Genomic DNA, 25,419 nt, shown 5'->3' with positions numbered 1-25,419 from the left:
CCTGCCCATGCCGCCGCCGTTCTGGTAGGAGGCGCCGGTCGGACAGCATTCCCTGGGCTTGCACCTTGAAACCGGTCGGTTTACCTTGTGAGAAACCGATCGGTTTCTCAGTGAGTTCGGGAGTCCATGATGAGCACACATCGGCCGGTGGCACTCGTGACGGGTGCGTCATCCGGCATCGGGAAGGCAGCCGCGCTCGCGCTGGTCGAAGCGGGTTTCGACGTGGTCGGCACCAGCCGCGACACCTCCCGCCTCACCTCGCTCGACGGTGTGAGCTTCCTCGATCTCGACGTGGCCAGTGATGCCTCGGTCGTCGCCGTGGTCCAGCAGGTGATCGACCGGTTCGGCCGGATCGATGTCCTGGTCAACAACGCCGGTATGGGCTTGATGGGTGCCGCCGAGGAGAACTCCGTCGCGCAGGCCCAGGTCGTCTTCGACGTCAACGTCTTCGGCGTGATGCGCATGGTGAAGGCAGTCCTGCCACACATGCGCGCCCGGGGGCGCGGACGCATCATCAACCTCTCCTCCGTGGTCGGCTTCCTCCCCTCGCCTTACATGGCCGTCTACTCCGCCTCCAAGCATGCGATCGAGGGGTACTCCGAGTCTCTGGACCACGAGGTCCGCGAGCATGGGGTTCGGGCGCTTGTCGTCCAACCCGCCTACACCAACACCGGATTCGAGGCCAACAGCCCGCGACCCGACACGCCCCTGGAGGTCTACGCGGACCAGCGGCGCGCCTTCGACCGCATGATGGAGACGGCGATCAAGGGCGGCGACGACCCCGCCATCGTCGCCAAAGTGATCGTCGCGGCAGCGACCGACCCGAAGCCGAAGCTGCGCTACACCGCCGGTCTCCTGGCCGGACGTGCCAGCACCCTGCGCCGCCTCGCTCCTGCTGGGGTCTTTGACAAGCAGATCCGCAAGCTCAACCAGCTGGCCGGCTGACACCTGCCCGTCCCAAGCGCAGCCACAAGTACAAGACGTCCAGGAAGCGGCACATGGCGCATGTCCGGATCGAGTTGATGTTCCGGCCAAGATGCGTGACGGTAGGGCGTTGCGTGCGGAAGTCTCGGCGGACCGTGGCCGGTGCTGCTGAGCCGGCTGCCGTACGGCAAGCAGCCGGGGAAGCAGCCGCCCATGGTGGCCATTGGGTTCCGGCCCGGGCCGCTCGGCCAGGCGGCCGTGGAGGAGCACGACGTCTCCCGTGATGTGACCGGCGGCATCCTGCGGGTCAGGGCGACACCGGGCGATCTCTCCAAATCTCAACGCCGGCGAACCCGAGGAGAGCGCGACCACGGGCCACGGCCCGAGTGGCCAGCAGCAGCCGGGACGTGGATGTGGCCGCGTGCTACGTCGTCGAGCCGCCGCACGGGCTGATCGTCTCCCGGCAGTCCCCCAGGTGGGCAACAGTGAACCGATCCCTGCGGCGGTGGCTCGCGCCACGAGCCCCCGGCCGCTGCCGGGTCCGCCCGAGCAGCTGCCGCCCTGACTTCCCTGCGCCGCCGCAAGGCGGTCGCCCGTAATCGCCGACCCCGGGTGGGCCCGCGGCTGGCCGCCGGACTTCGGTGAGGTCATCGCCCCCGTGGCTGCTGATGCGTTTCAGTCAACTATGAACCCTGCTTGCGCGAGAAAACCGATCGGTTTACGGTGGGTAAACCGATCGGTTTCCAGCCTCTTGGAGGTAGTCGTGACAGCGATCGAAGGCGCCACCGTCCTCGTCACCGGAGGCGGCCGGGGCATCGGCAAGATGCTGGTGGAGGAGCTCTGCGGGCGCGGAGTCGGCAAGGTCTACGCCACGGCACGTGACCCGCGCACGGTGACCCCTCCCCCCCGTGCCGTTCCGCTGGCGCTGGAGGTCACCGACCCGGCGTCCGTCGCGGCGGCCGCCGAGCAGGCCCAGGACGTCACCATCCTGATCAACAACGCCGGCGCCTCGGTCCGCGCCTCAATATCTCGACTCCTCGATGGAGGATGTCCGCCGGGATATGGAGACCAACTTCTACGGGCCGCTGCTGGTGACCCGGGCCTTCGTGCCGATCATCGAGCGCAACGGCGGGGGCCACGTCCTCAACGTCCACTCCGCCCGGTCCTGGCTGGCCGACGAAACGGCCTACGGCGCCTCCAAGGCCGCCCTGTGGTCGCAGACCAACTCTCTGCGCCTGGAGTTGCAGCCGGGCGGTATCGCGGTGACCGGTCTGCACGTGGCCTACGTGGACACCGCTATGGCGGCGGGCGTCGACGCACCCAAGGCCGACCCCCGCGACGTCGCCGTGGCCGCGCTCGACGGCATCGAGGCGGGAGCGCACGAGGTGCTGGCCGACGACATCACCCGCTGGGTCAAGTCGCAACTGTCCGCCGACCTGGAAGCCCTGTACGGGCAGCTGAAGAAAGAGCACGCGCGCACCGATTCATAGGTTCCTCAATTCATAGATCCAAAAGGCTCATGGAAATGCTCATGGAAAGTTCGCTCACCCACCGCTTCGTCGACGTGAACGGCGTCAGACTGCACATCGCCGAGCAGGGGCAAGGTCCGCTGGTCCTCCTGCTGCACGGCTGGCCGGAGAGCTGGTACTCCTGGCGTCACCAGTTCGGGGCGCTGGCAGCGGGCGGATACCGGGTCGTCGCTCCTGACCAGCGCGGCTATGCCCGCAGTGAGCAGCCGCCGGACGTCTCCTCGTACACGCTGCTCCACCTCGTCGGCGACGTGATCGCCCTGATCGAGGAACTCGGCGAGGAGCAGGCGATCGTCGTGGGTCACGACTGGGGCGCACCCGTCGCCTGGACCGCCGCGATGCTGCGCCCCGACAAGGTCCGCGCGGTGGCCGGGCTCAGCATTCCGCCGATCCTGCCCGGCGGGATGGTCCCGCCGTCGATCACCCGCACCCAGTACGGCGAGGGCTTCTACCAGGTCTACTTCCAGCAGCCGGGAGTCGCCGACGCGGAGTTCGCCAAGGACATCCCGGAGTCCTTCCGACGCCTCCTGGTCGGTGCCTCAGGCGACAACCCCCTCGGCAGGGAGCCCCGCCCGCTGGTCATACCCGACGGCCTGGGTCTCCTGGACACCATGCCGCAGTCGCCCGACCTCCCGGCCTGGCTGACGGAGGAGGACATCCAGGCGTACGCCGAGGACTTCGCCCTGCACGGGGAGCAGGCGTTCACCGGAGCCTTCAACTGGTACCGGAACATTGAGCGCAACAACGAGCTGCTCGCTGCTTTCCGGGGGCGCGGGATCGACGTCCCTGCCCTGTACGTGGTGGGCGACCGTGACATGGTCACCTCGCTGCGCGGGCCGGACGGGGGCAGCTCTCTGGGCGAGATTCTGCGAGGCGAGGGCGGGTCGGGCAACCCGCTGAGCGCCGTCGCGCCTCAACTGCACGACGTGGTGGTGCTGCCGGGTTGCGGGCATTGGACGCAGCAGGAGCGTCCCGCGGAGGTCAGCGCCGCGCTTCTGGAGTTCCTTGAGCGCATCGATGGCTCTTCGCCCCGATGACCCTGCGGAGGATCCGCCTGGCGGGCACGGTCCGACTGGATCAGGGCCCAAGGCCCGCGTGGAGGCGGCCACCGAGCCCGGCGGCTTCATCGTCATCGACCGCCTCCGGCGCGGATGGTCACCTCCGCGAGCCAGACCGAGACCCTGGCCGGCCACCGCGCTGAGCGACGGCATAGACGCCCCAGGCCACCCAAGCGCCGCAAGACGGTCGCCGACCCCATCCTGCGGCTTTCCCAACAGCTGACTTACGTCACCAGACAGAGGACCCAACGATGCCAGAGCGCAATCCCATCCTGATCAGCGGAGCCGCCGGCCACATCGGCGGTGTGAGCCGAACGATTGTCGACATGCTGCTGGAACAAGGGCACCCGGTGCGCGCGTTCGTGCGACGGGACGACGAACGCGCGCACGCGCTCCGCCAGGCCGGGGCCGAGGTCTTCGTCGGAGACCTGCTCAACATCGCCGACGTGACCGCCTCGCTGAAGGACGTCCGACGTATCTACTTCAGCATGAGCCTGTCGCCGTACTACACCGACGCCGTCAGCCTGATGGCCGCGGCGGCACGGGCCAAGGGCGACATCGAGGTCTTCGTCAACATCTCCGAGTTCGAGCAGTCCTTCATGACGGTCGAGAAGATGACCGCACCGGAGGCAGAGCGGCGTGCGTGGCTCGGCGGGAACGTCACGGAGTGGTCGCCGCAGCAGCGGGCCCACTGGGTCGCCGAGCGGGTGCTGGAGTGGTCCGGCCTTCCGACCGTCAACATCCGGGGGGCCATGTTCGTCGAGAACCCCCTGATGACCTGGCTGGCGCTGGAGCCGCTGAGCAAGGGTGAACTGCGCCTGCCCTTCGGCCCTCACCGGCTCGCGCCCGTCGTGGGTTACGACGTGGCGGAGGTGTCCGCGAAGATCCTGGCCGACCCGGCGCCGCACATCTCGAAGTCCTACGAGCTCAACGGTCCGGAAGCGAAGGACATGCACGGGTTCGCGGAGGACTTCGCGGCCGTGCTGGGACGCGAGGTCGTCTACGTTCCCGAAGACATCGAAACCTGGAACGAGACCTACGTGGACAGCAACCTCGCCGAGTATCCGCACACTGCGGCGCACCTGAAGACCCTGACCCGGCTGATCGGCGGCGGAGGGTACCGCGGCGTCACCGACCAACTGGAGACCCTGCTCGGGCGCCCGCCGAAAACCGTGCGGTGGGCGCTGGAGAACCATCCGCGCATCCAGGAACTGGCGGCTGCTCCGAGCCACTGACCGGCCCGGAGAGGAAGCCGGTCTTCCGGCGCGCCACCGCTCACCGCTGGAGGAGACGGCGAACGGGCGGAGCGCGGTGCAGAGCAGCGCTGTGGGCAAGGCGCCTGTGCGAGCGGTTGTGGCCGGCTGATCACGTACTGGTGCCATGGCTGGTACGCGGTGCCGCACGGGCTGTAACGAACTGCGGTCATGAGCGAGGACACGAGCGATGAGGTTGCCGGGGACCTGTGGAGGAACAAACACCACCCTGGCGGTTGCAGCGCGTCGACTTGACCTCCCTGACCGAACTCGCCGCCGAACGCGGCCTGCCGACCCCAACCCACACCGAGGTGCACGACGCGGTCGTACGAGCGGTCACTACGCACCTGACACCACGTTGGAAAACACTCGAACGTTCGCGATCGGCGGCGCGACTCTCGCCGCCGAGGCGGCCGCGTTGGGTCTGATCGACTGCCGCGCGTCGAGGACAGCCCGGGGGCCGGCTGTACAGGTCGCCAGGACGGGCAGGAGCCGGTGCTGCGGGCCGGTTCAAGGCTGAGGGAAGCATCGACGGCGTCCACGTGTGCGTGGTAGGTGGGGCCAGGTGCGCGGCGTGCCGGGCGGGGCCGCAGGCGCGGTCCAGGACGCGCAGACCCCTGAGGTCCCCCAGGAGGTGGTCTCCTGGGCCGTTCGCTGCGGGGCCCAGGTGATCTGGTCCACATCGGTCACGGGCGTACCGCGCCGCAGATGGTGATTTCCGTAGGCGTCCCGGGCGAGGCGTGTCTGTCGTTCGATGTCCAACGCAGTCGGCTCCCATGTCGGGTTCAGGGGCGGAGTGCGTAGCAGCGCAACACGTCGAGATCGGCGGTGCGTACGACGGACCAGCTTGCCGTGAGCGTCTCGGCCTCGGCGACGGTGATCCCGAGGTGCTTGTTCGGATCGCTGTCCTCGCGGCGGCCGCCGAGTTCGGTGACGACCCAGAAGATCCCGCCGGGTGCCAGGACCTGCCGGACGCGATCGAGGAAGGCCGGCTTGTCGTCCATCCACCGGTACGCCAGGCGGCAGGTGACGATCGCGTACGCCGGGTCCGGCAGGGCACTGAGGTTCTCGTTGGTGAAGTCCATCAGCCGCCAGGTCGGCCCTTCGCCGTGCTGGTGGCCGGGCGCGTTCTTGGCTGCTGCGGCGATGGCGCTGGGTGCGAAGTCTATTCCGGTGGTGCAGTAACCGAGCTTGTGGACGTGGTGGGCGAGGGCGCCGTAGCCGGTGCCGATGTCGAGGGCCAGGCGTCCTCGGCCGGGTCCCACAAAGTCGGCAAGGAGTGTGGCCTCGCTGCTGGTGACTTCCCGGTACCGGCGTCCGCCGGCCCAGAGCGGCTCCCAGTAGTCGGCGGTGGCAGGGGTGGTCGTCATTCGGCTCCTTCGCGTGCGGGCGGGACAGCTGCGCGCCGCCCAAGTACCGAGATGCCGCCGCAGTTCGGGCATGTGATCCCAGAAGCGGGCGCGGATCGCGGCGACAATGGACGCCGCGGCCCAGCCGAACCTCCGCGTATGGCGACAGCAGTCTCAGAGGTGGAGCCGCCCTTGCGGCACCACCGACCTTGTCGTCAGTGGTCAACTCGCCCCCTCGGACACAACCGCTGACGACACGCAGACGAGGGCCTCGACCTTACGGTCGCGGTCCTCGTGGCGTGTTCGTGACTGATTGTGATGTCCAGGGCCTCGTGAAGTGGGCCTTTCGTGCGGGTGGCGACGGCTGGGTCGGCTCCGGCTCCGAGGGCTGCTGGGTAGCGGGCAAGGAACCGCTCACAGTCCTTGATCGCCTGGCGTGCTTGGGCCTGATGGGGTGTGCATCGGACCCGTCCGCGCTGAGCGTGCCGGGTGTAGGGGGCCCGCCGTGCTTTTCAGGCCCTGCCGGAGCGGGAGCGCCAACGCAGCAGGGCCAGGGCGATCAGGCCGCAGACCGCGCCCTGCGCGGCGTTGAAGACCAGGATGCCGATCATGCCGGGTACCGGGGGCACCTCGGCGTCGTCCAGGAACGGCTGGAGCGAGAGGTTCAGCAGAAGTGCCAGGACGCCGTAGGCCACGCCGACGAATGCCAGCGACTCGACCGGGCGGGGGAAGCGGCGCACCACGGCGGTGCCGATCCACACGACGATGATCAGCGCGGTGAGGATCAGCGGCCCCACCGGTTTCTTGAGGGGTCCGTCGTCGTATGCCCCGACGATGCTCAGGATCGGTCGCAGGAGTGAGAAGGCGCCCAGCGCGATGATCGTCGCCCATGGCAGTTTGCGCAGATCACTCAGGGTCGTCTCCTTGATCGCCATGCGTCTGTTCCCCTTTCTGGCGCGTGGTCGAGGCGCCGTGCCGGCGCCCGTCCGGATCGGCCGCCCTTGACGGAAATATAGACAGTCTACATGTAGGTAAGCAACGTGCTCACTCATCGCTGCCGGATCCGGCACCGGCCGCTTCAGCGGCCCACGATCCGACCTCGAGACCTCGCGGGAAGCGTGAGAGGCCGATCCGGTGCCGGCGCCCGTCGGCATCGGAAAGGGCAGTGTGCGTACCCGTGGACGGACGTCGGAGGGCGATGACATGTCAGGTCTGGTCGGCTGGATTGACTTCTCTCGCAATCTGGCCCTGCAACGGCCGTTGATCACCGCGATGACCGGCTCCCTGGCCCATCGCGGACCGGACGGCGAGAAGGTGTGGACGTCGCCCAGGGCCGCCTTCGGGCACCGCGCGCTGGTGGTGGAGCCCGGGGATGGACGCCAGCCCGTCGTGACCGAGGCGGACGGCCACGACGTCGTGCTGTGCCTCACCGGAGCCCCCGGGGGCCTCACGGCGCTGCGCGAACGGCTGCGCGGTGCCGGACGGCCGGTGTCACCGGACGCCCCCGCGGCGGAACTGCTCAGCCAGGCGTACCTGTGCTGGGGCAGTGACTTCGTGCCGTGGCTGAGCGGGGCCTTCGCCCTCGCGGTCTGGGACGGCCGCACCGAGGAGCTGGTCCTGGCCAGGGACCAACTCGGCGGGCAGACGCTCTTCTTCACCGAGACCCCCACCGGCGTGGTCTTCGGTTCGGAGCGCAAGGCCCTGCTGGCGCACCCCGAGGTGCAGCCGGCCGTGCACGCGGCCGGACTGCGAGAGGTGATCTGCCACGCCGTTCCCACCGGCCCGCTGTTCTCCGGCTTCTCCCAGGTGGAGGCCGGGGAGATCGCGGTGTTCGGCCGTTCGGGCTGGACCCGTAGGCAGTACTGGAAGCTTCAGACCCGCCCGCACGAGGACGACCTGCAGACCACCGTGGCCCGCATCCGGGCCATGCTGGAGGAGAGCGCCCGCGCCGCCACCCCCTTCGACGCGGACCTGGCCGCCGTCACCCTCTCCGGCGGCGTCGACTCGTCCTCCGTCACCGCGCTGATCGCCGCCGAACTGCGCCGCCGCGACCTCGGCCGGCTGCACGCGTACACCATCGACTACGCCTACGACGGCTTCCGTTCCGACGCCATGCGCACCAGCAAGGACGAGCCCTACGCCCGGATGGTCGCCGAACACGTCGACGCGCTGCACCACGTGGTGCAGCTGGAGGCGGCCGACATCCTCGACCCCGTCGTCCGGCTGTCGATGCTGCGGGCCAAGGACTGCCCGACCCGCATCTACGACATGGACGCCTGGCAGCAGATCTTCCTCCAGCGGGTGGCGGCCGACGGTCACAAGGTGGTCTTCACCGGACTCGGCGCCGACAACGCCTTCCTGGGCGCCACCTGGTGCAACGACCGCGGGCTCGTCGAGTCCGGCACCTTCCCGTGGATCGCCCTGGCCCAGCGGCACGGGGCACGCAACGGCTTCGGCACCGGGCTGGTGAACCAGGACCTGCTCGCACGGCTCGACCTGCCCACGTACTACGCGGACACCTACGCCTCCGCCGTCGCCGGCGTCGAGCACCTCCCGGAGGAGGACGACTGGGCCCGCAAGATGCGCACGGTCGCCTACCTCGTGCTGACCCAGTTCCGCGGCGACTCCTCGATCTTCTCGGCCACCGGGCTCCAGGTCCGCTCGCCCGTCAACACCCATGAGCTCCTGCAGTACACGTACAACATCCCGGCCGAGATGCACCGGCACGGCGACATCGAGAAGGGCCTGCTGCGCGAGGCCGTCGCCGACCTGCTGCCGCAGGAGGTCGTCCGCAGACCCCGCAGCGCCACCCCGATCAGTCACGACCCGGGTTACCCGGCGCGACTGCAGGAGGAGTTCAAGGCGATGCTCGCCGACACCGAGGCCCCCGCCCGGCCCCTGACCGACCTGACGGCGGCCACCGAACTCGTCGGTCAGCCGGACCGGTTGGCCAAGGACCGGTTGGCGCGCGCGAGCGTCGAGCTCATCCTCCAGCTCAACCTGTGGCTGGACCACTACCGGGTGCGGCTCGTCCTGTGACCGGCCCCCACCACCCGCCGACCGGAGGACACCCGTGACGGACACCGAACTCTGCGAGGTCCAACCGTGATCAGAGACAGCCTCCTCGACACCATCGGACACACTCCGGTGGTCCGGCTGCAGCGCTGGTCGGTGGCGGGCTCGGAGATCCTGATCAAGCTGGAGGGCTGGAACCCCGGCCGTAGCATCAAGGACCGCTCGACCCTGTCGATGGTCAACCACGCCGAACAGGACGGACTGCTGCCCCCCGGCGGCACCATCATCGAGTCCACCTCCGGCAACGTCGGCAAGGCGCTGGCGCTGATCGGGGTGGTCCGCGGCTACCGGATCGTCCTGGTGACCGACCGCAAGGCGCCCCGCTCGATGCTCAGTTACGCCACCGCCCTCGGCGCCGAGATCGAGGTCGTCGACAAACCCGATGCCCAGGGTTCCCTGCAGGGCGCCCGGATCCAGCGGGTCAAGGAACTGCTCGCCGAGATCCCCGGCTCCTTCTGGCCCGATCAGTACAACAACCCCGCCAACCCGCTCGCCCACGCCGAGACCACCGGGCACGAACTGCTCGCGGACGACCCCGACTTCGACACGCTGGTCACCGTGGTCGGCACCGGCGGGCACATCAGCGGCATCTCCGCCACCGTCAAACGCGCCCGGCCCGACGTCGTCACCGTCGGCGTCGACGTGATCGGCTCCGCGACCTTCGGCTACCCGCACGGCACCTGGGCCACCCGGGGCATCGGCCTCGGCTGGCACCCCGGCTGCCTGGACCGGGAGGTCATCGACCGGGTCCACATGGTCGCCGACCACGAAGGGCTGGCCACCTGCCGGCTGCTGGCCCGCACCGAGGGCGTCCTGGTGGGGGAGTCCGCCGGGCTCGCCGTGTTCGGCGCGCTGCACCACGCCCACCACCACCCCGGCAGCCGCATCATCGTGGTGGCGGCCGACGACGGCGCCAACTACCTCGGCGAGACCTTCGACGACGACTGGCTGTGGTCGCGCGGGCTGTTGCAGACCATCGAGGAGGCCGGCCTGACCTCCCTCGACGCGCTGATCGAAGCCGCCCGCGACCCGGTCAGCCCGGCCGTGCCCGAGCCCCGGGCGGGAGCCGACGACCTTCCCGCACCCACATGGTGAACGGCCCGGAGGGAGCAGCGATGCCGGCCAATCTGGAACGACTGACCGCGCGGATGGACGAACTCGGCCTGGACGCCGTGGTCGCCACCACGTACGAGAACGTCTACTACCTCACCGGTGTCCCCAGCGTCGCCCTGGAGGTCTTCCCGCACTCCGGGCAGTTCTACGCCGTTCTCACCCGCGACCGGCCCGAACAGGTCCGGCTGGTCACCTCCCGCTGCGACGCCGACCAGGTGCAGGACGTCCTGCCGCCGGTGGCGTCGGCCGTCGGATACGGCACCTTCTACCGCGAGAAGGGCGAGGACGCCGTACTCAGCGACGACGAGGAGGCGCTGTGGCGGATCGCCGTCGACGGGCCGGCGCCCGCCACCGCCCTCGACGGCCTCGTGCACACCCTGCGGGCGGCCGGGCTGGAGCGTGCCCGGATCGCCGTCGACGAGGAGGGGGTGCCGCACGGCTACCTCGACGTGCTGCGCGAGGCGGTGCCCGGAGCCGACGTACGGCTCGGGGCCGAGGTGCTGCGCTGGACCCGCAAGGTCAAGACGCCCGAGGAGATCCGCCGGCTGGAAGCCGTGGCCGCTGTCACCGAGCAGGGCATCCGGGCGGTCACGGCCGCGGCACGGCCCGGGGTGACCCAGCGGGAGCTCGTGCGGGAGTTCGAGACGACCGTCGTGGCCGCCGGGGCCCGGCCCAAGTTCACCCTGATCCGCTTCGGCCGGGGCGGGGTCGCGGGCCAGGCGGTGTCCCGGGAGCCGCTGCGGCGCGGCGACTCGCTCTGGCTCGACGTGGGGTGCGTCCTCGACGGCTACTGGTCCGACATCGCGCGCCTCTACAGCCTCGGCGAGCCGTCCGACCGGCTCGCCCGGTACCACGCGGCCATGGTCGCCGGGGAGGACCGGGCACTGGCCGAGGCCCGCCCCGGCATGACGGGGAAGGAGCTGTTCGACCTGGCCATGGAGGCGGTGCGTGAGGCGGGGGTGCCGCACTATCGTCGGCACCACGTCGGGCACGGCATCGGGGTGGAGATCTACGACCCCGTCCTCATCACCCCCGACAACGACGACCGTCTGGAGGAGGGGACCGTGGTCAACTTCGAGACGCCGTACTACGAGTTCGGGCTCGGTGCGGTGCAGATCGAGGACCCGTTCGTGGTGACCGCGGGGGGAAACCGGCTGCTGACCACCCTGGAACGCCGTCTGACGGTGATCGGCTGACGATGGGAGCGCCGACTGCCCGGGCCGTCACCCGCCACCCCGCCCTGCGCTCGCTGCGGTGCATCCGCTGCGGCGACCATCAGCCGCTGGACGACCATCCGCGAGGCTGCCCGTCCTGTCTGAGGAACGGCACGCCGGCCAACCTGGCCTGCGTGTACGGGGAACCGGACGCCACCGACGGCGTCCGCCTGCCCTACGCGGGGGCGCCCACCCTCGGAGAGGGCGGAACGCCGCTGCTGCGGTGCGACACGGCCGGTGACCTCGATCTGCGGCTGAAGTGGGAGGGCGCCAACCCCACGGGATCGCACAAGGACCGGTTCAGTGCCCTCGCCGTCGCGCGGGCGCTGCACGCCGGGTACGAGGTGGTGGCCGCGGCCTCCTCCGGCAACGCGGGCGTCTCGCTGGCCGCGTACTGCGCCCGGGCAGGTCTGGGCTGCGAGATCGCGGTCACGGACGACACGCCCGGACACGTCGTCGGGCTGATGCGCGACCTCGGTGCCGAGGTCGTCGTCTTCCCGGAGGCGGAACAGCGCTGGCGGCACCTCGCCGGATACCTTGACTCGCGGACGGTGCTGCCGGTGACCAACGTGGTGGTGCCACCGGTCGGCAGCAGCCCCTTCGGGATCGAGGGCTACAAGACGCTCGCCGCGGAGATCCGGGCCGACCTCGACGGCCGTCTGCCCGACTGGGTCGTCGTCCCCGCCTCCCGCGGGGATCTGGCGTGGGGCGTGTACCTCGGCTTCCGCGAGCTGTGCGGGAGCGGGCCGGTGCCTCGCCTGTGCCTGGTGGAGCCGTTCCCGCGGGTCTCGGCCGTGCTGGACGGCGCGGATCCGCACGGCTCGTTCCCGGGCGGCACGTCGGTCATGCCCTCACTCGCGGGCAACAGCGTGGCCCTGCAGGCCCTGGAGGCCGTACGGCTCTCGGCCGGGCGGGCCGAGGTGGTGGACGACGCCGCCGCGACCGCGGGGACCCGCCGCGTGTGGCGAGCGGGACTGCCCCTCGAACCGAGCAGCGCGGCCGCCGTGGTGGCCGTCGAGCAGGCACGGGCCGCCGGAGCCATGGCTGACGGCTCGCTCGTGGTGGCGCTGGCCACGGCTCATGGCCTGAAGGGCATGTGACAGCCCTTCCGCACGCACGGAAAGCACCTGCCCCGCGGACAGGCCGGCAGCGTCCTCTGCGCGCGCACGGCCCGTCCGCGGGGTGGTGGCTCCGGAGAAGTGCCGGGGGTGGGGCCGCTGCCGGGGCCGTGATGCGATCAGGTCTCCGCGGTCCTCCGGCAGGTTGATCCCGCCGGGTGCTCCGGAGCCCGGGCCGGACACGGCCCAGGACTCCGTCCACGCGCGTCGACACCGGAGGAGGCCCGTGGGCCCGGCCCGGGGCCGCGCCGGCCGGGGAAGCCCCGGACCGTCGTTCGATCCAACCGCGGGGGAGGTGGGGGAGGACGTGGACGGGTCGCGGGCTTCATCCTGGCGGGTCTTGGAGTCTCGGGGTCTTCGGGCCTTCGGGCCGAACCGGTCGCGGACTTCATGAGAACGGCCGTCGTACGAACGGGCTTCGGACGTGCGGTCTTGGGACGTGCGGTCTTCGGACCGCACCTGTCACATCGCCCACTCCTGGGGCCGCCCGGCCCCGACCGGACCCGGAGAGCTTCACGTACCGCCTCCGGCGGTACGCCGTCCGGCCTCAGTATCTGACCTCGTGCATCGCCCATGCCCGCTGCGACGGCGACTCCGGTGCCGGACCCGGTCCGAGGTCACCGGTGAGGATGGCGTGGTGCAGCCGCTGGAGGGTCTCCGAGGGGTCCACGCCCAGTTCGCGGACCAGGCTCTCCCGGGCGTGCTGGTAGACCTGCAAGGCCTCGGAGCGCCGGCCGGCACGGTAGAGCGCGATCATCAGCTTGACCTGGAACCCTTCGTGCGTCGGCTGTGAGGAGACCAGTTTGATCAGTTCGGCGAGCAGCTCGTGGTGGTAGCCCAGCCGCAGGTCCGCCTCGATCCGCAGTTCCAGGACGCTCTTGCGTATCTCATCCAGTCGTAGTGCCTCCGAGACCAGTACCGGGCCGGGGTTCAAGTCGACCATCGCCGGCCCGTGCCACAGGTCCAGGGCCTCCCGCAGCGTGCGAGCCGCCCCGGCCACGTCACCCGCCGCCAGCTGGGCCCTGCCCCGCTGCGCCCGCTCCTCGAACCTCAGCGAGTCCAGGTCCTCGTGCGGCAGCGTGAGCATGTAGCCCCCGACGAAGGTGCGCAGTTCGTCCCCGGGATCCCGGTCGGTTCTCGAACCCCCCGCCAGGCGCAGCGATTTGCGCAGCTGGTAGATGTACGTCTGCAGGGTGGTGGCCACGCTGCTGGGCGGCCGGTCCTCCCAGACCTCCTCGATGAGCTGCTCGTTGCGTACCACCTGGTTCGCGGACATGGCGAGCAGCGCCAGAATCCGTCGTGGTTTCGGCGCCGTAGGTGTGACGTTCCTCCCGTTCATCGTGACGGACAGTGGACCCAACACGCTGATCTGCATTGCCTCCACACCCTTCGTAGCGAACGCAAAACACTATCTTTTTCCGCGTTGGACGCATATGTCGGACAAAGAGTCCGGTCAATGGGTCGGGTGGTGCCAGACGTCAGTGGTGTGAGGCCGGATGTCGGCAGGACAGAGTGACGCTTCTCGACTTGGCCCGCAGGGGGCTGCCGTGAAATCAGGGCAGCCGAATTCGCCCGCGTGGCATGCCGAGCGGTGATGGGTGAACCTCTCGTGGCAGCGCGCCTTTGGGGCTCCGTTCACCGGTGGCTGTCGACCGTCGTCCGGTCTCCTGTGCGCGGTTCCTGAGTTCAAGTGCCCGTGGCCCGTGGAACTATGCTGCTGTCCAGGCCCCGGTCGACTTCTCCTCTAGGTGCGCGGACTTCGCCCGCGTGGGCGTGCGGGCGCGGTGAAGAAGGAGGCGGGTCGCGGCCGAGCGTCGTGAGACATCCTGTAGATCCCCCGATTTTCTGGATTGTGTGTTGCCCGGTGGTAAAGATTCCGTTTCAGACTATGCCGTGCCGAACAATTACAGGCAAGTCAACGGGGCGCGCCGGTCGTTTTCTTTCCGAATGGGCACAGGTGGAGCGGGGCTTTCATCTTCGGGCGGCGAGGTCAGTGCAGCTGTGACCACAGGGCTTGTTCCTCCGGTTCTGGCGGAATGTGCGGAATAAGTCGTTCAGGGTGGCCCGGTGCCGGCCCTCCGGCGGCCTTGCTGATATCTGGATTTGTTGATTCCAGAACATTCCGGGGTTCCGGATCAGGGGCGTTTCGCAGCTGCGTGGGCTGCGTGGGCTGCGTGAAGAGATGGGGCGGTGGTGGCATGCCGATGGTGAGAGCGCCCATGAACTGGGCACCCGCGCCCACGTCGTGCGCGAGCGACAGCAACATCCGGCCGCACCATCGCAGGACTCGCGGTACCTTCATGCGTCGACCTCACCCTCGCCGCGGAATCGGGTCTCCCGCATCCTGGGCGGGGCACCTCAACTTCTGGTCGAGGCGCAGTGAGGGCACACCACGGCACATGCGCTCGCGCCGGTGCGAGGAGCGCCGGAGGGCCGACAGCAAAAGTCCGGCCTCCACGCCCGCGTCGGGCGTGGAGGCCGGCCGGTCCCTGACGGGAGGCGGGGGATTCCCCCCCGTCAGGGGTGTTCGATGGCCACCCGGGGCAGGCGCTTGGCCAGCCCTCCGGGAAGCCACCAGGCATAGCGGCCGAACAGGTGCATCACCGCGGGCAGGATCAGGCAGCGGATGATGACGGCGTCGACGAAGACGGCGACGGCCAGCCCGAAGCCGAACTGCATGAGCATCCGGTCGCCGCTGAACATGAAGGCGCCGAACACCACGATCATGATCGCGCCTGCGGCCGTGACGACCTGGCCCGTGGTGGCCAGCCCCTGACGGATCGCCAGGGCCGCGTCCTTGCTGCGCTCCCACTCCTCGTGCATGCGGGAGAGCAGGAAGACCTCGTAGTCCATGGACAGTCCGAAGACGATCGCGAAGATCATCACCGGGACGTACGCCTCGATCGGGCCCTTCTCGATGCCCAGGGCGCCGTTCTGGAAGACCAGCGTCATGACGCCCATGGCGACGCCGACGCTGAGCAGATTGAGCACCGCGGCCTTCAGCGGGATGAGGATCGAGCGGAACACCAGCAGGAGCAGCAGCACCGACAGTCCGACCACCACGGCGATGAAGGCGGGCAGCCGGCCCGCGACGGCGTCGGAGAAGTCCTCGGCGGAGGCGGTGCTGCCGCCCACCAGGAAGGTGGCGTCCGTTTCCTGGGCCACCGGCGGCAGCACGTCGTCCCGCAACTCGCTGACGAGGTCGTTCGTGGCCGCGTCCTGAGGGGCGGAGGTGGGGAAGACGATGATGGTGGACAGGCCGTCACCCGAGGACTGCGGTGGCAGCGCGGCGGCGACGCCCTTGCTGTCCTCAAGCGCCGCACGGGCCTGCGAGGCGGCTGCCGAGTCGCCCTCGGCGACCACGATCAGGGGTCCGTTGAAGCCCGGACCGAAACCCTTGGCGAGCAGGTCGTACGCCTGGCGGGTGGTGGTGGAGGTGTCGTCGGTGCCTGCGTCGGCGAAGCCGAGCCGCATGTCGAGCGCGGGCAGCGAGAGGGCCGCGAGCAGCGCGGTCGGCACCAGCGCGGCCGCCCAGGCGCGCCGCTGGACGGCAGCGGTCCAGCGGCCCCAGCGCTCGCCGCCGGCCCGGCGGCCCTTCTCGACGCGGCGGCGCACCTGCTTCTCGATCCGGCTGCCGAAGATGCCCAGCAGGGCGGGCAGCAGCGTCAGCGACGCGATCATGGTGAGCAGCACGGTCAGGGCGACCGCCACGGCCACGCCCTGCAGCGAACCCAGGCCGAGCACGACGAGCCCGAGGAGGGCGACGATGACCGTGCATCCGGCGAAGAACACGGTACGGCCGGCGGTGTCGATGGCCTTGACCGTCGCCGCCTCGCGGTCGGTGCCGGCGAACAGCTCGCTGCGGTAGCGGGAGAACACCAGCAGGGCGTAGTCGATGCCCACGCCGAGACCGACCAGCATCATCAGCGGCGCGGTGAAGTTGGCGATGGTCGCCACATGGGAGGCGAGGATGATCAGGCCGAGCGTGGTGCCGACGGCGAACAGGGCGATCGCCACGGGCAGCACGGCGGCGAACAGGGAGCCGAAGAGCAGGACCAGGATCACCAGGGCGGCGAGGATGCCGATGCCCTCGGCGGAGCCGCTGTCCTCGCCCTGAGCGGCCCGGACCGGGTCACCCGACAGTTCCACGCGCAGACCGGCGGTGTCGGCCTTCTGCGCGGTGTCGATGATCTTCTGGGCGTCCTCGGTGGGGATGTCCTCCGACTGCTTGTCCAGCGCGACCGAGGCGTAGCCGATGGTCCCGTCCTTCGACAGCGCCTGGCGGTTGTCGTAGGGGCTGACCACGCTGACGACGTGCGGTTCCTTCTTGACCTGGGCCAGCATCGACTCGACCCGCTCGCGCGTCTGCGCGGCGGTGAGTCCGCCGTCGGCCTCCAGCACGATCGTGACCGTGGCGCCCGCCTGCGAGGGGGCCCGGTCCTGGAGGACGTTGAGCGCCTTCTGGGACTCGGTGCCCGGCAGGCTGAAGTCGTTGTGGTAGTCGTCGCCGACGGCCTGTGAGCCCATGCTCACCGCCAGCAGGACGACGATCCAGCCCACCAGTGCCCACCACTTGCGGCGGTAGGAGACCTGGGCGAGACGTTCGAAGAGGCTCGGCCTCGCCGTCCCCGACGAGTCACCCGCCTCGGTAAGGGTCCGATTGGGCGTGGCCACCGTGGTCCGACCTCCCTTGTCCAGTGGCGTCACCCGCCACGATAGATAGCTTGGCTACATGTAGGACGTCGACGCTAGCACATGATGTAGATTGCCTACATGATGTCTGAAGCGCTACGGGGCCATCTGGACGCGCTGATCCTCGCGGTGCTCGAAACGGAGCCTCTGCACGGATACGCGGTCATGGAGGCTCTCCAGGTCAGCAGCGGTGGGGCGCTGGATCTGCCGACCGGGTCGCTCTACCCCGCGCTGCGGCGCCTCGATCGGGCGGGACTCGTGGAGAGTGAGTGGAGCACGGTGGGTGGCCGGCGGCGCCGCACCTACCAGCTCACCGCCGCGGGCCGTCGGGCGCTGACCAACGAGCGGACGAAATGGCGGGATTTCTCCACCATGGTCGAGGGTGTCCTGCGCCCAGGGTCCGCGCCGGCTTGAGGGCCGCGAGGAGAGCGACGACCGGCACGGTTCACGAGCCGTGCCGGTGCTTTCGCATGACGTGCCCCCGGGGCGTCAGGGAGCAGGGAGACGCGGGGTCAGGAGCTTCCCGGTCCGGGAGCGCGCGTGCCCGGCCTCACGACGCCCGGCCGATCCGGAGGACGGGAACCGGGCCCTGTCACCTCGGCGCGGCGCCGACGAGCCGTGCACGCACGTACACGGTCAGGACGCGGCCAGGCAACGACGGCCCGCCACGGCGACCCCGGCCAGCGGAACGCCGAGCAGCAGGGCCGTCATCGGCAGGCCCGTGAGGCCCAGCAGCGAGTCCGTGGCCGGGCTGTAGAGCGTCAGCAGCAGGCCGAGGACGGCGAAGACCGCGCAGACGAGGAACGCGAAGAAACCGGCCGCACGGACCAGACGCCGGCGTGCGCCCACGTAGCGCACCCCGGCGCCGGTGGCGATCGCCACCGCGAGCGCCGTGCCGATGGCCCCGGCGCCGGTCCAGCGCACCACGTCGTCGACCAGGGCGTAATCCGTGTCGGCGCGGGCGTCCGCGCCGTGTCCGGCGAGGGTCAGCAGCAGCCACCACGCGACCGGCTGGACGGTCAGGACGACGCAGATCAGCAGTGCCGTACGCCGGCCCTCGGCCAGGGCCAGCTCCGGCTGGTACTCGGGAGCGATGATGTCGACGGGGCCGAAGTCGGCCACGGCACGCTGCTCGGCGCTGGTGCGGTCCAGGCCGCTCTCCTCGTACGCCTCGGCGGCATCGACGAGCCCGTCACGAGCCTCCGCGAGCATGTCCGCCTTGACCGCCCGTGGGCCGCGCAGGGCCTTGTCCAGTTCGGCGACGTATCGGTCAATCACCCGGGTCTCCCTGGAGTCCTCCGCCGCGTACGGTCCTTGGCAAGTATAGGGAGTTGAGAGCGAAGGGAGTTCAGGGAAATCCCTGAGGCGTCCCTGAACCGGCCCTCCTCCCCGCGGGCGGTCGCGGCCCCCGCCCGGCCGCGGTACGTGGAGCAGCGCGGCCCCGCGGCCCGTCACGGGTGTCCCGCACACGGTGCCCGAACCCCCGTCGGGGCCCGGACGCCACCCGGGCCCCGTGTCTGCCCCGGGTCAGCCCCCGCCGACGGGCGAGAGCAGCGCCGGGTCGTCGAGGAGATGGTCGGTCAGGTCGGGCACCGTGGGACGGTCGAAGACCAGTGTCGCGGGCAGCCGCAGGCCGGTCGCCGCGGTCAGGCGGTTGCGCAGCTCGACCCCGGCCAGGGAGTCGAACCCCATGTCCTTGAAGGACTGGTCGACATCGATCTCCTCGTCGTCGCCGTAGCCCAGAACGGTCGCCACCTCGCGCGTCAGCAACTCCGACAGGGCCGCGCGACGGCGGTCGGCGGGCAGCGCCGCCAGCTGCCGGGACCAGGCGGGAGCGTCCCCGGTGTCGTCCTGGCGGGCGGTGCGCCGGGCCGTCGGACGGATGCCGCCGAGGCCGCGCAGCAGCGGCGGCAAACTGTCCCGGCCCGCGAGGTCGCCCAGCGCCGGCCGGTCCCACCGGACCGGCAGCACCTGCGTGCCGCCCGTCGCCAGCGCCGCGTCGAACAGGGCCAGCCCCTCCGGCACCGAGAGCGCGGCCACCCCGCCGCGGCTCATGCGGGCCCGGTCGGCCTCGGACAGGTGCCCCGTCATACCCCCGGCCTGCGCCCACAGCCCCCAGCCGAGCGACGTGCCGGACAGGCCCTCGGCCCTGCGGCGGTGCGCCAGCGCGTCCAGGAACGAGTTGGCGGCGGCGTAGTTCGCCTGTCCCGCCGAGCCCAGCGTCGCGACCACCGAGGAGAAGGACACGAAGGCGGACAGTCTGGTCCCCCGGGTCAGCTCGTGCAGGTGCCAGGCCGCATCCGCCTTGGGAGCGAGCACCCGGTCCACCGCGTCCGGCGTGAGCGTCTCGACGGTGCCGTCCGCGAGAACGCCCGCCGCGTGCACGACCGCGGTCAGCGGATGGGTGTCCGGGACGTCCCGCAGCAGGCGGGCCACCGTCGCCCGGTCCGCGAGGTCACAGGCCGCGAACGACACCCGGGCACCGTGCGCCGCCAGCTCCTCGGCCAGTTCCGCGGCCCCGTCGGCGCTCGCGCCCCGGCGACCGGCCAGCAGCAGCCGCCGTACCCCGTGCCGGGTCACCAGGTGGCGGGTCAGCAGCCGGCCGAGGACGCCGGTGCCGCCGGTGATCAGGACCGTGCCGTGAGGGTCGAAGCCGGGCGGCGGCGTCAGCACCACCTTGCCCGTGTGCCGCGCCTGGGCCATGTGACGCAGGGCCTGTCCGCCCTCGTGCACCGGCCACGTGGTCACCGGCAGCAGTCCCGGCACGCCCCGGTCGAACAGGGCGAGGACCTCGGTCAGCATCCGCGCCACGTGGTCGGGTTCGGCCCGCAGCAGGTCGAAGACGTCGTAACGGACTCCAGGATGCCGCCGGCCGACCTCCTCGGCGTCCCGGACGTCGGTCTTGCCGATCTCGACCAGGTGCCCCGAGGATCCCAGCAGCCGCAGCGAGGCGTCCAGCAGCGGACCGGTGAGCGAGTTGAGCACGACGTCCATGCCCGCGCCGTCCGTCGCCCGGCGGAACGTCTCCTCGAACGCGTCGGTGCGCGAGCTCGCGATGTGGCTGTCGGCGAGCCCCTCCGCGCGCAGGACGTCCCACTTGCCGGGCGAGGCGGTGGCGAACACCTCCGCGCCCAGGTGCCGGGCGAGCCGGATCGCCGCGATGCCCACCCCGCCGGCTCCGGAGTGCACCAGGACCCGGTCGCCGGGACGGACCCCGGCCAGCTCGGCCAGGCAGTGGTACGCCGTCAGGAACACCACCGGCACCGCCGCCGCCTGCGTGAACGACCAGCCCCGCGGGATCCGCGCCAGCAGCCGCCGGTCCGTGACGGCCACCGGGCCGAACGCGTTCCTCGGCACCAGGCCCATGACATGGTCGCCGGGAGCCAGGTCCCGCACCCCGGCACCCGTCTCCAGGACCACGCCCGCGCCCTCCAGCCCCATGCCCTCCTGACCCGGGACCATGTCCAGAGCCACCACGACGTCACGGAAGTTGACGCCCGCCGCACGCATCGCCACCCGGACCTCCCCCGCGCCGAGCGGCCGCGAGCCGTGGTCGTCCGGGACCAGCGCGAGGCCGTCCAGGGTGCCCTTCGTACGGATGTCCAGGTGCCAGCTGCCGTCCGGGGGCGGCGTGAGCGTGCGGCGCGCGGATAGCGGGGCCAGCCGGGGAGCGTGCCAGGCGCCCCGGCGCCACGCCAGTTGCGGCTCCCCGGTCATGAGGGCGACGGCCACCTGGTCCGCCCCGCTGTCCGCGTCCTCGTCGGCGCCCTCGGCGTCCAGGTCGAGGAGCACGAAGCGGCCGGGATGCTCGCTCTGGGCGCTCTTCAGCAGCCCCCACACCGTGGCGGCCGCGAGATCCGGGCCGGGCTCCCCGGGACCGGTGGCGACCGCGCCGCGGGTCACCACCACCAGCCGCGCCGAGCGCAGCCGCCCCGCGGCCAGCACCTCCTGGACGAGCGCGAGCGCGGACCGGGCGGCCTCGTGGGCGGCCGCCACCGCGCGGCCCCCCTCGGACACGGCCCCTGCCGGACCGGGCGGCCAGAAGGCCACCAGCGCGTCGGGTGCGGTGTCCCGCTCGCCGAGCGCCGACAGCAGGGTCGGCAGATCGGCGTGGACCGGGGCCTGCGGCAGCCGCGGGTGGGCGGCACCGAGCACCGCCCAGCGCACGGCCGGTCCGGGCACCTCGGCAGGCACCGGTTGCCAGGTCACCTCGAAGAGGGCGTCCGCCGAAACGTCGTCCTGCGCGCGCAGCGCGGCACGCGAGGTCGGGCGCAGCGACACCTCCTGGACGGTGGCGACCGGCGCCCCGGACCGGTCGGTGAGCAGCAGCCGGGCGTGTCGCGGCCCGGTGGGCGTCACGCGGACGCGCACCTCGTCCGCCTCCACCGCGTGCACCCGTACTCCGGCGAAGGAGAACGGCAGCAGGATGCTCTCCGCGTCCTCCGCCGCGTCCAGCGCGTGCAGCACCAGGGCGTGCAAGGCCGCGTCCAGCAGCGCCGGGTGCACGGCGAATCCGGTCGGGTCGGTGTCCGGGGCGAGCCGGACCTCGGCGTACAGCTCCCCCTCCCGCCGCCAGGCGGCGCGCAGGTTCCGGAAGGCCGGGCCGTACCAGTAGCCGACGGCGGCGAGGCGGTCGTAGACCTCGGTGACGTCGAGCGTTTCGGCCCCGGCCGGCGGCCACTGCTCCGGCGCGGACGGATCCGGATCGGCGAGCGGGGCGAGGGTGCCCGAGGCATGGCGGGTCCACCGGGCGCCCGTCGCGTCCTCCCGCCCGGCGGGGCGGGAGTGCACGGTGAACGTACGACGGCGTGCGGCGTCGGGGCCGGCCACGGCGAGCTGCACGTCCACCGCGCCGTCGACGGGCAGCACGAGAGGCGCCTCCAGGACGAGATCGTCCACGGAGCCGTCGAGCCGGTCGGCGGCGTGCAGCGCCCAGTCCACCAGCGTCGTGCCCGACAGGAGCACCGACTCGTGCACGACGTGGTCGGCGAGCCAGGGCTGCTCGGCCACCGAGATCCGCCCGGTGAGCAACAGGCCCTCGTCGGCGGCCGACTCGACCACGGCGCCCAGCAGCGGATGCCCGGTCGCCGCCACACCGAGCCGGGCGGGATCGGTGCCCGACGGCTGCTCCAACCAGTAGCGGCGGCGCTCGAAGGCGTACGTGGGCAGCTCCGCCGCCTCCGGCCGTCCCGGGGGCAGCAGCGTGGACCAGTCCACGGGCGCGCCGCGCACATACCCCTCGGCGAGCGAGACCAGCAACCGGCGCCGGCCACCGGCGCCGCGGTTCAGGGTGCCCAGGGCGGCGCCGCGTACCCCGGCGGCGTCGAGAGCGTCCTGGACGGCGATGGTGAGCACCGGGTGCGGACTGCACTCGACGAACAGGTCGTGGCCCGTGTCGATCAGGGCGGTCACCGCGTCGTGGAACCGCACGGGGGCGCGCAGACCGCGGAACCAGTGCTCGGCGTCCATCGGCGTGGCCTCGTCCAGCAGGCCGCCGGTGAGCGTCGAGTAGAGGGGGACGTCGGGGCGGCGCGGGGCGACCGGGGCCAGCAGGTCCAGCACCTCCGGACGCAGCGCCTCCACGTCCGGGCTGTGCGAGGAGTAGTCGACGGGGACCACGCGGGCGTGCACGCCTGACGCCTCCCACGCGGCGACCAGCGACGACAGGAGTGCCGCCGGGCCCGCGATCACCGTGGCCGCGGGGCCGTTGACCCCGGCGAGGTGCACCCGGCCGGCCAGGTCGGGATCGGCGAGCCGCTCGCGCACCCGGTCGGCGGGCAGGGCCACCGACGCCATCCCACCGGTGCCCGCCAGTCGGATCAGGGCGCGGCTGCGCAGAGCCACCACGCGCGCGGCGTCCGACAGCGACAGGGCGCCCGCCACGCACGCGGCGGCGATCTCCCCCTGCGAGTGCCCCACGACGGCGTCGGGCTGCACACCGTGGGCACGCCACACCTCCGCCAGGGCCACCATGACCGCCCACAGCGCGGGCTGCACCACGTCGACCCGGTCGAGCGGAGGGGCCTTCGGCGCCTCGGTGAGCACGTCGGTCAGTGACCAGTCGGTGTACGGGGCGAGGGCCTCGGCGCACTGGTGGACGCGGTCCCGGAACACGGGGGACGTCTGGAGCAGTTCGCGCGCCATCCCCGCCCACTGCGAGCCCTGCCCCGGGAAGACGAACACCGTGCGCCCGGCCCTCGTCCGGCCTCGCACCACGCCCGGCACGTCCTCGCCGCGCGCCAGACGGGACAACAGCGCGCGGAACCCGGCCAGATCCTCGGCGAGCACCACGGCCCGGTGCTCCAGCGCGGCCCGGGTGCCGACCAGGGCGTGCGCCACGTCGGCGGGTCGGGGCGGGAGCGCGGTGGACCGGGTGCCGTCCGGGGCGTGGCCCGCGTCGGCCGGGCCCGATGCCGGTGCCTCGCCCAGGCTCTCGGCGAGCCGTGCCGCCTGCCGGGCCAGGGCCGGGGCGGTGCGCGCGGACAGGGGCCACGGGAGGGGGAACGGCTCCGGCTCCGGTGCGGTGGGTGACGTGGCCGGGGTCGGCTCCGGCTCCCGCGCGGTGGCCGCCGTCGCGTGGTCCCGTTCCGGCGCCTGTGCGGTGGCCGGTCTCGCCTGGTCGGGTGCCGTCTCCCCTGCGGTGGCCTTCGCCTGGCCCGGTGGCTGCTCCCGTGAGGTGGGCGACCTCGCCGGTTCCGGCTCCGGTGCCTCTTCGAGGATCAGGTGCGCGTTGGTCCCGCTGATGCCGAAGGACGAGACGCCCGCCCGGCGCGGGGTGCCGCGGCGCGGCCACGGACGGGCCTCGGTGAGCAGCCGTACGCCGCCCTCCCGCCACTCCACGTGCGGGGTGGGCGCGTCCACGTGCAGGGTGCGCGGCAGCTGCTCGTGGCGCAGGGCCTGCACCGTCTTGATGACGCCGCCGATCCCCGCGGCCGCCTGCGCGTGCCCGATGTTCGACTTCAGCGAGCCGAGCAACAGCGGGCGGTCCGCGGGCCGCTCCCGGCCGTAGACGGCGAGCAGCGCGCCGGCCTCGATCGGGTCACCGAGCCGGGTGCCCGTGCCGTGCGCCTCCACGGCGTCCACGTCCTCGGGCCGCAGCCCGGCCGAGTGCAGCGCGTCGCGCAGGACCCGCTCCTGGGCAGGCCCGCTCGGGGCGGTCAGTCCGTTGCTGGCGCCGTCCTGGTTGACGGCGGAACCGCGGATGACGGCCAGGATCCGGTGGCCGCGCCGGCGGGCCGCCGACAGCCGCTCCAGCACGATCAATCCGACGCCCTCCGCCCACGAGGTGCCGTCGGCGGCGGCCGCGAACGGCTTGCAGCGACCGTCCGCGGCCAGTCCCTGCTGCCGGGTGAACTCCAGGAACATCCCCGGCGTCGCCATCACACAGGCCCCGCCCGCCAGCGCGAGATCGCACTCGCCGGCCCGCAGCGAACGGCAGGCGAGGTGCAGCGCGACCAGCGAGGACGAGCAGGCGGTGTCGACGGTGAGCGCGGGGCCGCGCAGCCCGAGGGTGTAGGCGACGCGTCCGGAGGCGACGCTCGCGGTGGTCCCCGACAGCAGGTAGCCCTCCACGCCCTCGTGCCCGGTCCGGCTCAGCGACGCGTACTCCTGCGCCGTGACTCCGGCGAACACGCCGGTACGGCTCTCCCGCAGTCCGGTCGGGTCGATGCCCGCGTGCTCCACGGCCTCCCAGGCGCTCTCCAGGAGCAGCCGCTGCTGGGGGTCCATGGCCAGGGCCTCGCGCGGGCTGATGCCGAAGAACTCCGCGTCGAACTCGTCGGCGTCGTGCAGGAAGCCGCCGTGGGGCACGGGGGTGCCGGTGTCCCCGGCCGCGTCGGCGAGCCCGTCGAGCCGCCAGCTCCGGTTCGCCGGGAACGGCGAGATGGCGTCGGTGCCGGAGGCGACGAGCCGCCACAGGTCTTCCGGGCCGCGCACCCCGCCGGGAAAGCGGCAGGCCATGCCGACGATCGCGAGGGGTTCGCGGTCCCGGTCACGGAGCTCGGCGAGCTCCTGCCGCGTCCGGTACAGCTCCGTCGTGGCCCGTTTCAGATACGTCCGCAGTCTGGCCTCTGTCATGGCTGCCCCGTTTCCCGC

At 71.7% G+C, this 25,419-nt stretch carries 15 protein-coding genes and 1 pseudogene; 9 read left to right on the top strand and 7 right to left on the bottom strand.

Features of this window, described 5'->3' with window-relative positions; all coding sequences use genetic code 11:
* Positions 1 to 129: 129 nt before the first annotated feature.
* From IE262_RS19025 to IE262_RS19010, 4 genes and pseudogenes are all read left to right on the top strand, one after another.
* Positions 130 to 945: an oxidoreductase gene (locus tag IE262_RS19025; RefSeq protein ID WP_208329629.1), complete on the top strand. Its 816-nt coding sequence runs from the start codon at positions 130 to 132 to the stop codon at positions 943 to 945.
* Between the two features lie 742 nt (positions 946 to 1,687).
* Positions 1,688 to 2,414: pseudogene (locus tag IE262_RS19020) on the top strand (SDR family oxidoreductase).
* A 41-nt stretch (positions 2,415 to 2,455) separates the two neighbouring features.
* Positions 2,456 to 3,490: an alpha/beta fold hydrolase gene (locus IE262_RS19015; protein ID WP_189875073.1), complete on the top strand. Its 1,035-nt coding sequence runs from the start codon at positions 2,456 to 2,458 to the stop codon at positions 3,488 to 3,490.
* Positions 3,491 to 3,762: 272 nt separating this feature from the next.
* The gene (locus IE262_RS19010) at positions 3,763 to 4,746 is read left to right on the top strand and encodes an NAD(P)H-binding protein (RefSeq protein WP_189875071.1); all 984 of its coding nucleotides are present in this window, start codon (positions 3,763 to 3,765) and stop codon (positions 4,744 to 4,746) included.
* Between the two features lie 803 nt (positions 4,747 to 5,549).
* Here the strand turns inward: IE262_RS19010 and IE262_RS19005 are convergent.
* Both IE262_RS19005 and IE262_RS19000 read right to left on the bottom strand, forming a co-directional pair.
* Positions 5,550 to 6,134 carry a class I SAM-dependent methyltransferase gene (locus IE262_RS19005; protein ID WP_189875069.1) on the bottom strand — a complete coding sequence of 195 codons (585 nt, stop codon included), beginning with the start codon at positions 6,132 to 6,134 and terminating at the stop codon, positions 5,550 to 5,552.
* A gap of 491 nt (positions 6,135 to 6,625) precedes the next feature.
* Positions 6,626 to 7,048, bottom strand: coding sequence for a hypothetical protein (locus tag IE262_RS19000; RefSeq protein WP_134027802.1), 423 nt, complete (start codon positions 7,046 to 7,048; stop codon positions 6,626 to 6,628).
* A 268-nt stretch (positions 7,049 to 7,316) separates the two neighbouring features.
* On the opposite strand from IE262_RS19000, the gene IE262_RS18995 reads away from it, so the two are divergent.
* From IE262_RS18995 to IE262_RS18980, 4 genes are all read left to right on the top strand, one after another.
* Positions 7,317 to 9,152, top strand: a complete 1,836-nt coding sequence (locus IE262_RS18995; protein ID WP_134027800.1) for an asparagine synthetase B family protein — start codon at positions 7,317 to 7,319, stop codon at positions 9,150 to 9,152.
* Between the two features lie 66 nt (positions 9,153 to 9,218).
* Positions 9,219 to 10,283, top strand: coding sequence for a PLP-dependent cysteine synthase family protein (locus IE262_RS18990; protein ID WP_134027798.1), 1,065 nt, complete (start codon positions 9,219 to 9,221; stop codon positions 10,281 to 10,283).
* A gap of 20 nt (positions 10,284 to 10,303) precedes the next feature.
* Positions 10,304 to 11,497, top strand: a complete 1,194-nt coding sequence (locus IE262_RS18985; RefSeq protein ID WP_134027796.1) for a M24 family metallopeptidase — start codon at positions 10,304 to 10,306, stop codon at positions 11,495 to 11,497.
* A 2-nt stretch (positions 11,498 to 11,499) separates the two neighbouring features.
* A complete protein-coding gene (locus IE262_RS18980; RefSeq protein ID WP_189875066.1) occupies positions 11,500 to 12,615 on the top strand; it encodes a pyridoxal-phosphate dependent enzyme in 1,116 nt (371 codons plus the stop codon).
* Positions 12,616 to 13,180: 565 nt separating this feature from the next.
* Here IE262_RS18980 and IE262_RS18975 read toward each other — a convergent pair.
* The 3 genes from IE262_RS18975 to IE262_RS18970 all read right to left on the bottom strand — a co-directional run bounded on the left by IE262_RS18975 (position 13,181) and on the right by IE262_RS18970 (position 17,307).
* Entirely contained in the window at positions 13,181 to 13,972 is a 792-nt protein-coding gene (locus IE262_RS18975; RefSeq protein ID WP_268249574.1) for an AfsR/SARP family transcriptional regulator, read from the bottom strand.
* 651 nt (positions 13,973 to 14,623) lie between these two features.
* Entirely contained in the window at positions 14,624 to 14,854 is a 231-nt protein-coding gene (locus IE262_RS40550) for a DUF6059 family protein (RefSeq protein ID WP_373305087.1), read from the bottom strand.
* 296 nt (positions 14,855 to 15,150) lie between these two features.
* Entirely contained in the window at positions 15,151 to 17,307 is a 2,157-nt protein-coding gene (locus tag IE262_RS18970; RefSeq protein ID WP_373305078.1) for an MMPL family transporter, read from the bottom strand.
* Between the two features lie 99 nt (positions 17,308 to 17,406).
* Here IE262_RS18970 and IE262_RS18965 point away from each other — a divergent pair, with 99 nt between their 5' ends.
* Positions 17,407 to 17,739: a PadR family transcriptional regulator gene (locus tag IE262_RS18965; protein ID WP_134027788.1), complete on the top strand. Its 333-nt coding sequence runs from the start codon at positions 17,407 to 17,409 to the stop codon at positions 17,737 to 17,739.
* 222 nt (positions 17,740 to 17,961) lie between these two features.
* Here IE262_RS18965 and IE262_RS18960 read toward each other — a convergent pair whose 3' ends face one another.
* Positions 17,962 to 18,603: a permease prefix domain 1-containing protein gene (locus IE262_RS18960; protein WP_134027786.1), complete on the bottom strand. Its 642-nt coding sequence runs from the start codon at positions 18,601 to 18,603 to the stop codon at positions 17,962 to 17,964.
* 249 nt (positions 18,604 to 18,852) lie between these two features.
* Positions 18,853 to 25,401 carry a type I polyketide synthase gene (locus tag IE262_RS18955; RefSeq protein ID WP_189875064.1) on the bottom strand — a complete coding sequence of 2,183 codons (6,549 nt, stop codon included), beginning with the start codon at positions 25,399 to 25,401 and terminating at the stop codon, positions 18,853 to 18,855.
* Between the last annotated feature and the right edge of the window lie 18 nt (positions 25,402 to 25,419).

This window comes from Streptomyces bluensis, assembly GCF_014650715.1.
In the GTDB taxonomy this organism is placed as follows: Bacteria; Actinomycetota; Actinomycetes; order Streptomycetales; family Streptomycetaceae; genus Streptomyces; species Streptomyces bluensis.
The sequence above is the reverse complement of the archived record's forward strand: the minus strand, read 5'-3'. Positions and strand labels throughout refer to the sequence as shown.

Excerpts from the sequence above, each read along its gene's own strand:
- IE262_RS19025 (WP_208329629.1), top strand. The coding sequence starts at position 130 with ATGAGCACACATCGGCCGGTGGCACTCGTGACGGGTGCGTCATCCGGC.
- IE262_RS19015 (WP_189875073.1), top strand. The coding sequence starts at position 2,456 with ATGGAAAGTTCGCTCACCCACCGCTTCGTCGACGTGAACGGCGTCAGA.
- IE262_RS19010 (WP_189875071.1), top strand. The coding sequence starts at position 3,763 with ATGCCAGAGCGCAATCCCATCCTGATCAGCGGAGCCGCCGGCCACATC.
- IE262_RS19005 (WP_189875069.1), bottom strand. The coding sequence starts at position 6,134 with ATGACGACCACCCCTGCCACCGCCGACTACTGGGAGCCGCTCTGGGCC.
- IE262_RS19000 (WP_134027802.1), bottom strand. The coding sequence starts at position 7,048 with ATGGCGATCAAGGAGACGACCCTGAGTGATCTGCGCAAACTGCCATGG.
- IE262_RS18995 (WP_134027800.1), top strand. The coding sequence starts at position 7,317 with ATGTCAGGTCTGGTCGGCTGGATTGACTTCTCTCGCAATCTGGCCCTG.
- IE262_RS18985 (WP_134027796.1), top strand. The coding sequence starts at position 10,304 with ATGCCGGCCAATCTGGAACGACTGACCGCGCGGATGGACGAACTCGGC.
- IE262_RS18980 (WP_189875066.1), top strand. The coding sequence starts at position 11,500 with ATGGGAGCGCCGACTGCCCGGGCCGTCACCCGCCACCCCGCCCTGCGC.
- IE262_RS18975 (WP_268249574.1), bottom strand. The coding sequence starts at position 13,972 with ATGAACGGGAGGAACGTCACACCTACGGCGCCGAAACCACGACGGATT.
- IE262_RS40550 (WP_373305087.1), bottom strand. The coding sequence starts at position 14,854 with ATGGGCGCTCTCACCATCGGCATGCCACCACCGCCCCATCTCTTCACG.
- IE262_RS18965 (WP_134027788.1), top strand. The coding sequence starts at position 17,407 with ATGATGTCTGAAGCGCTACGGGGCCATCTGGACGCGCTGATCCTCGCG.
- IE262_RS18955 (WP_189875064.1), bottom strand. The coding sequence starts at position 25,401 with ATGACAGAGGCCAGACTGCGGACGTATCTGAAACGGGCCACGACGGAG.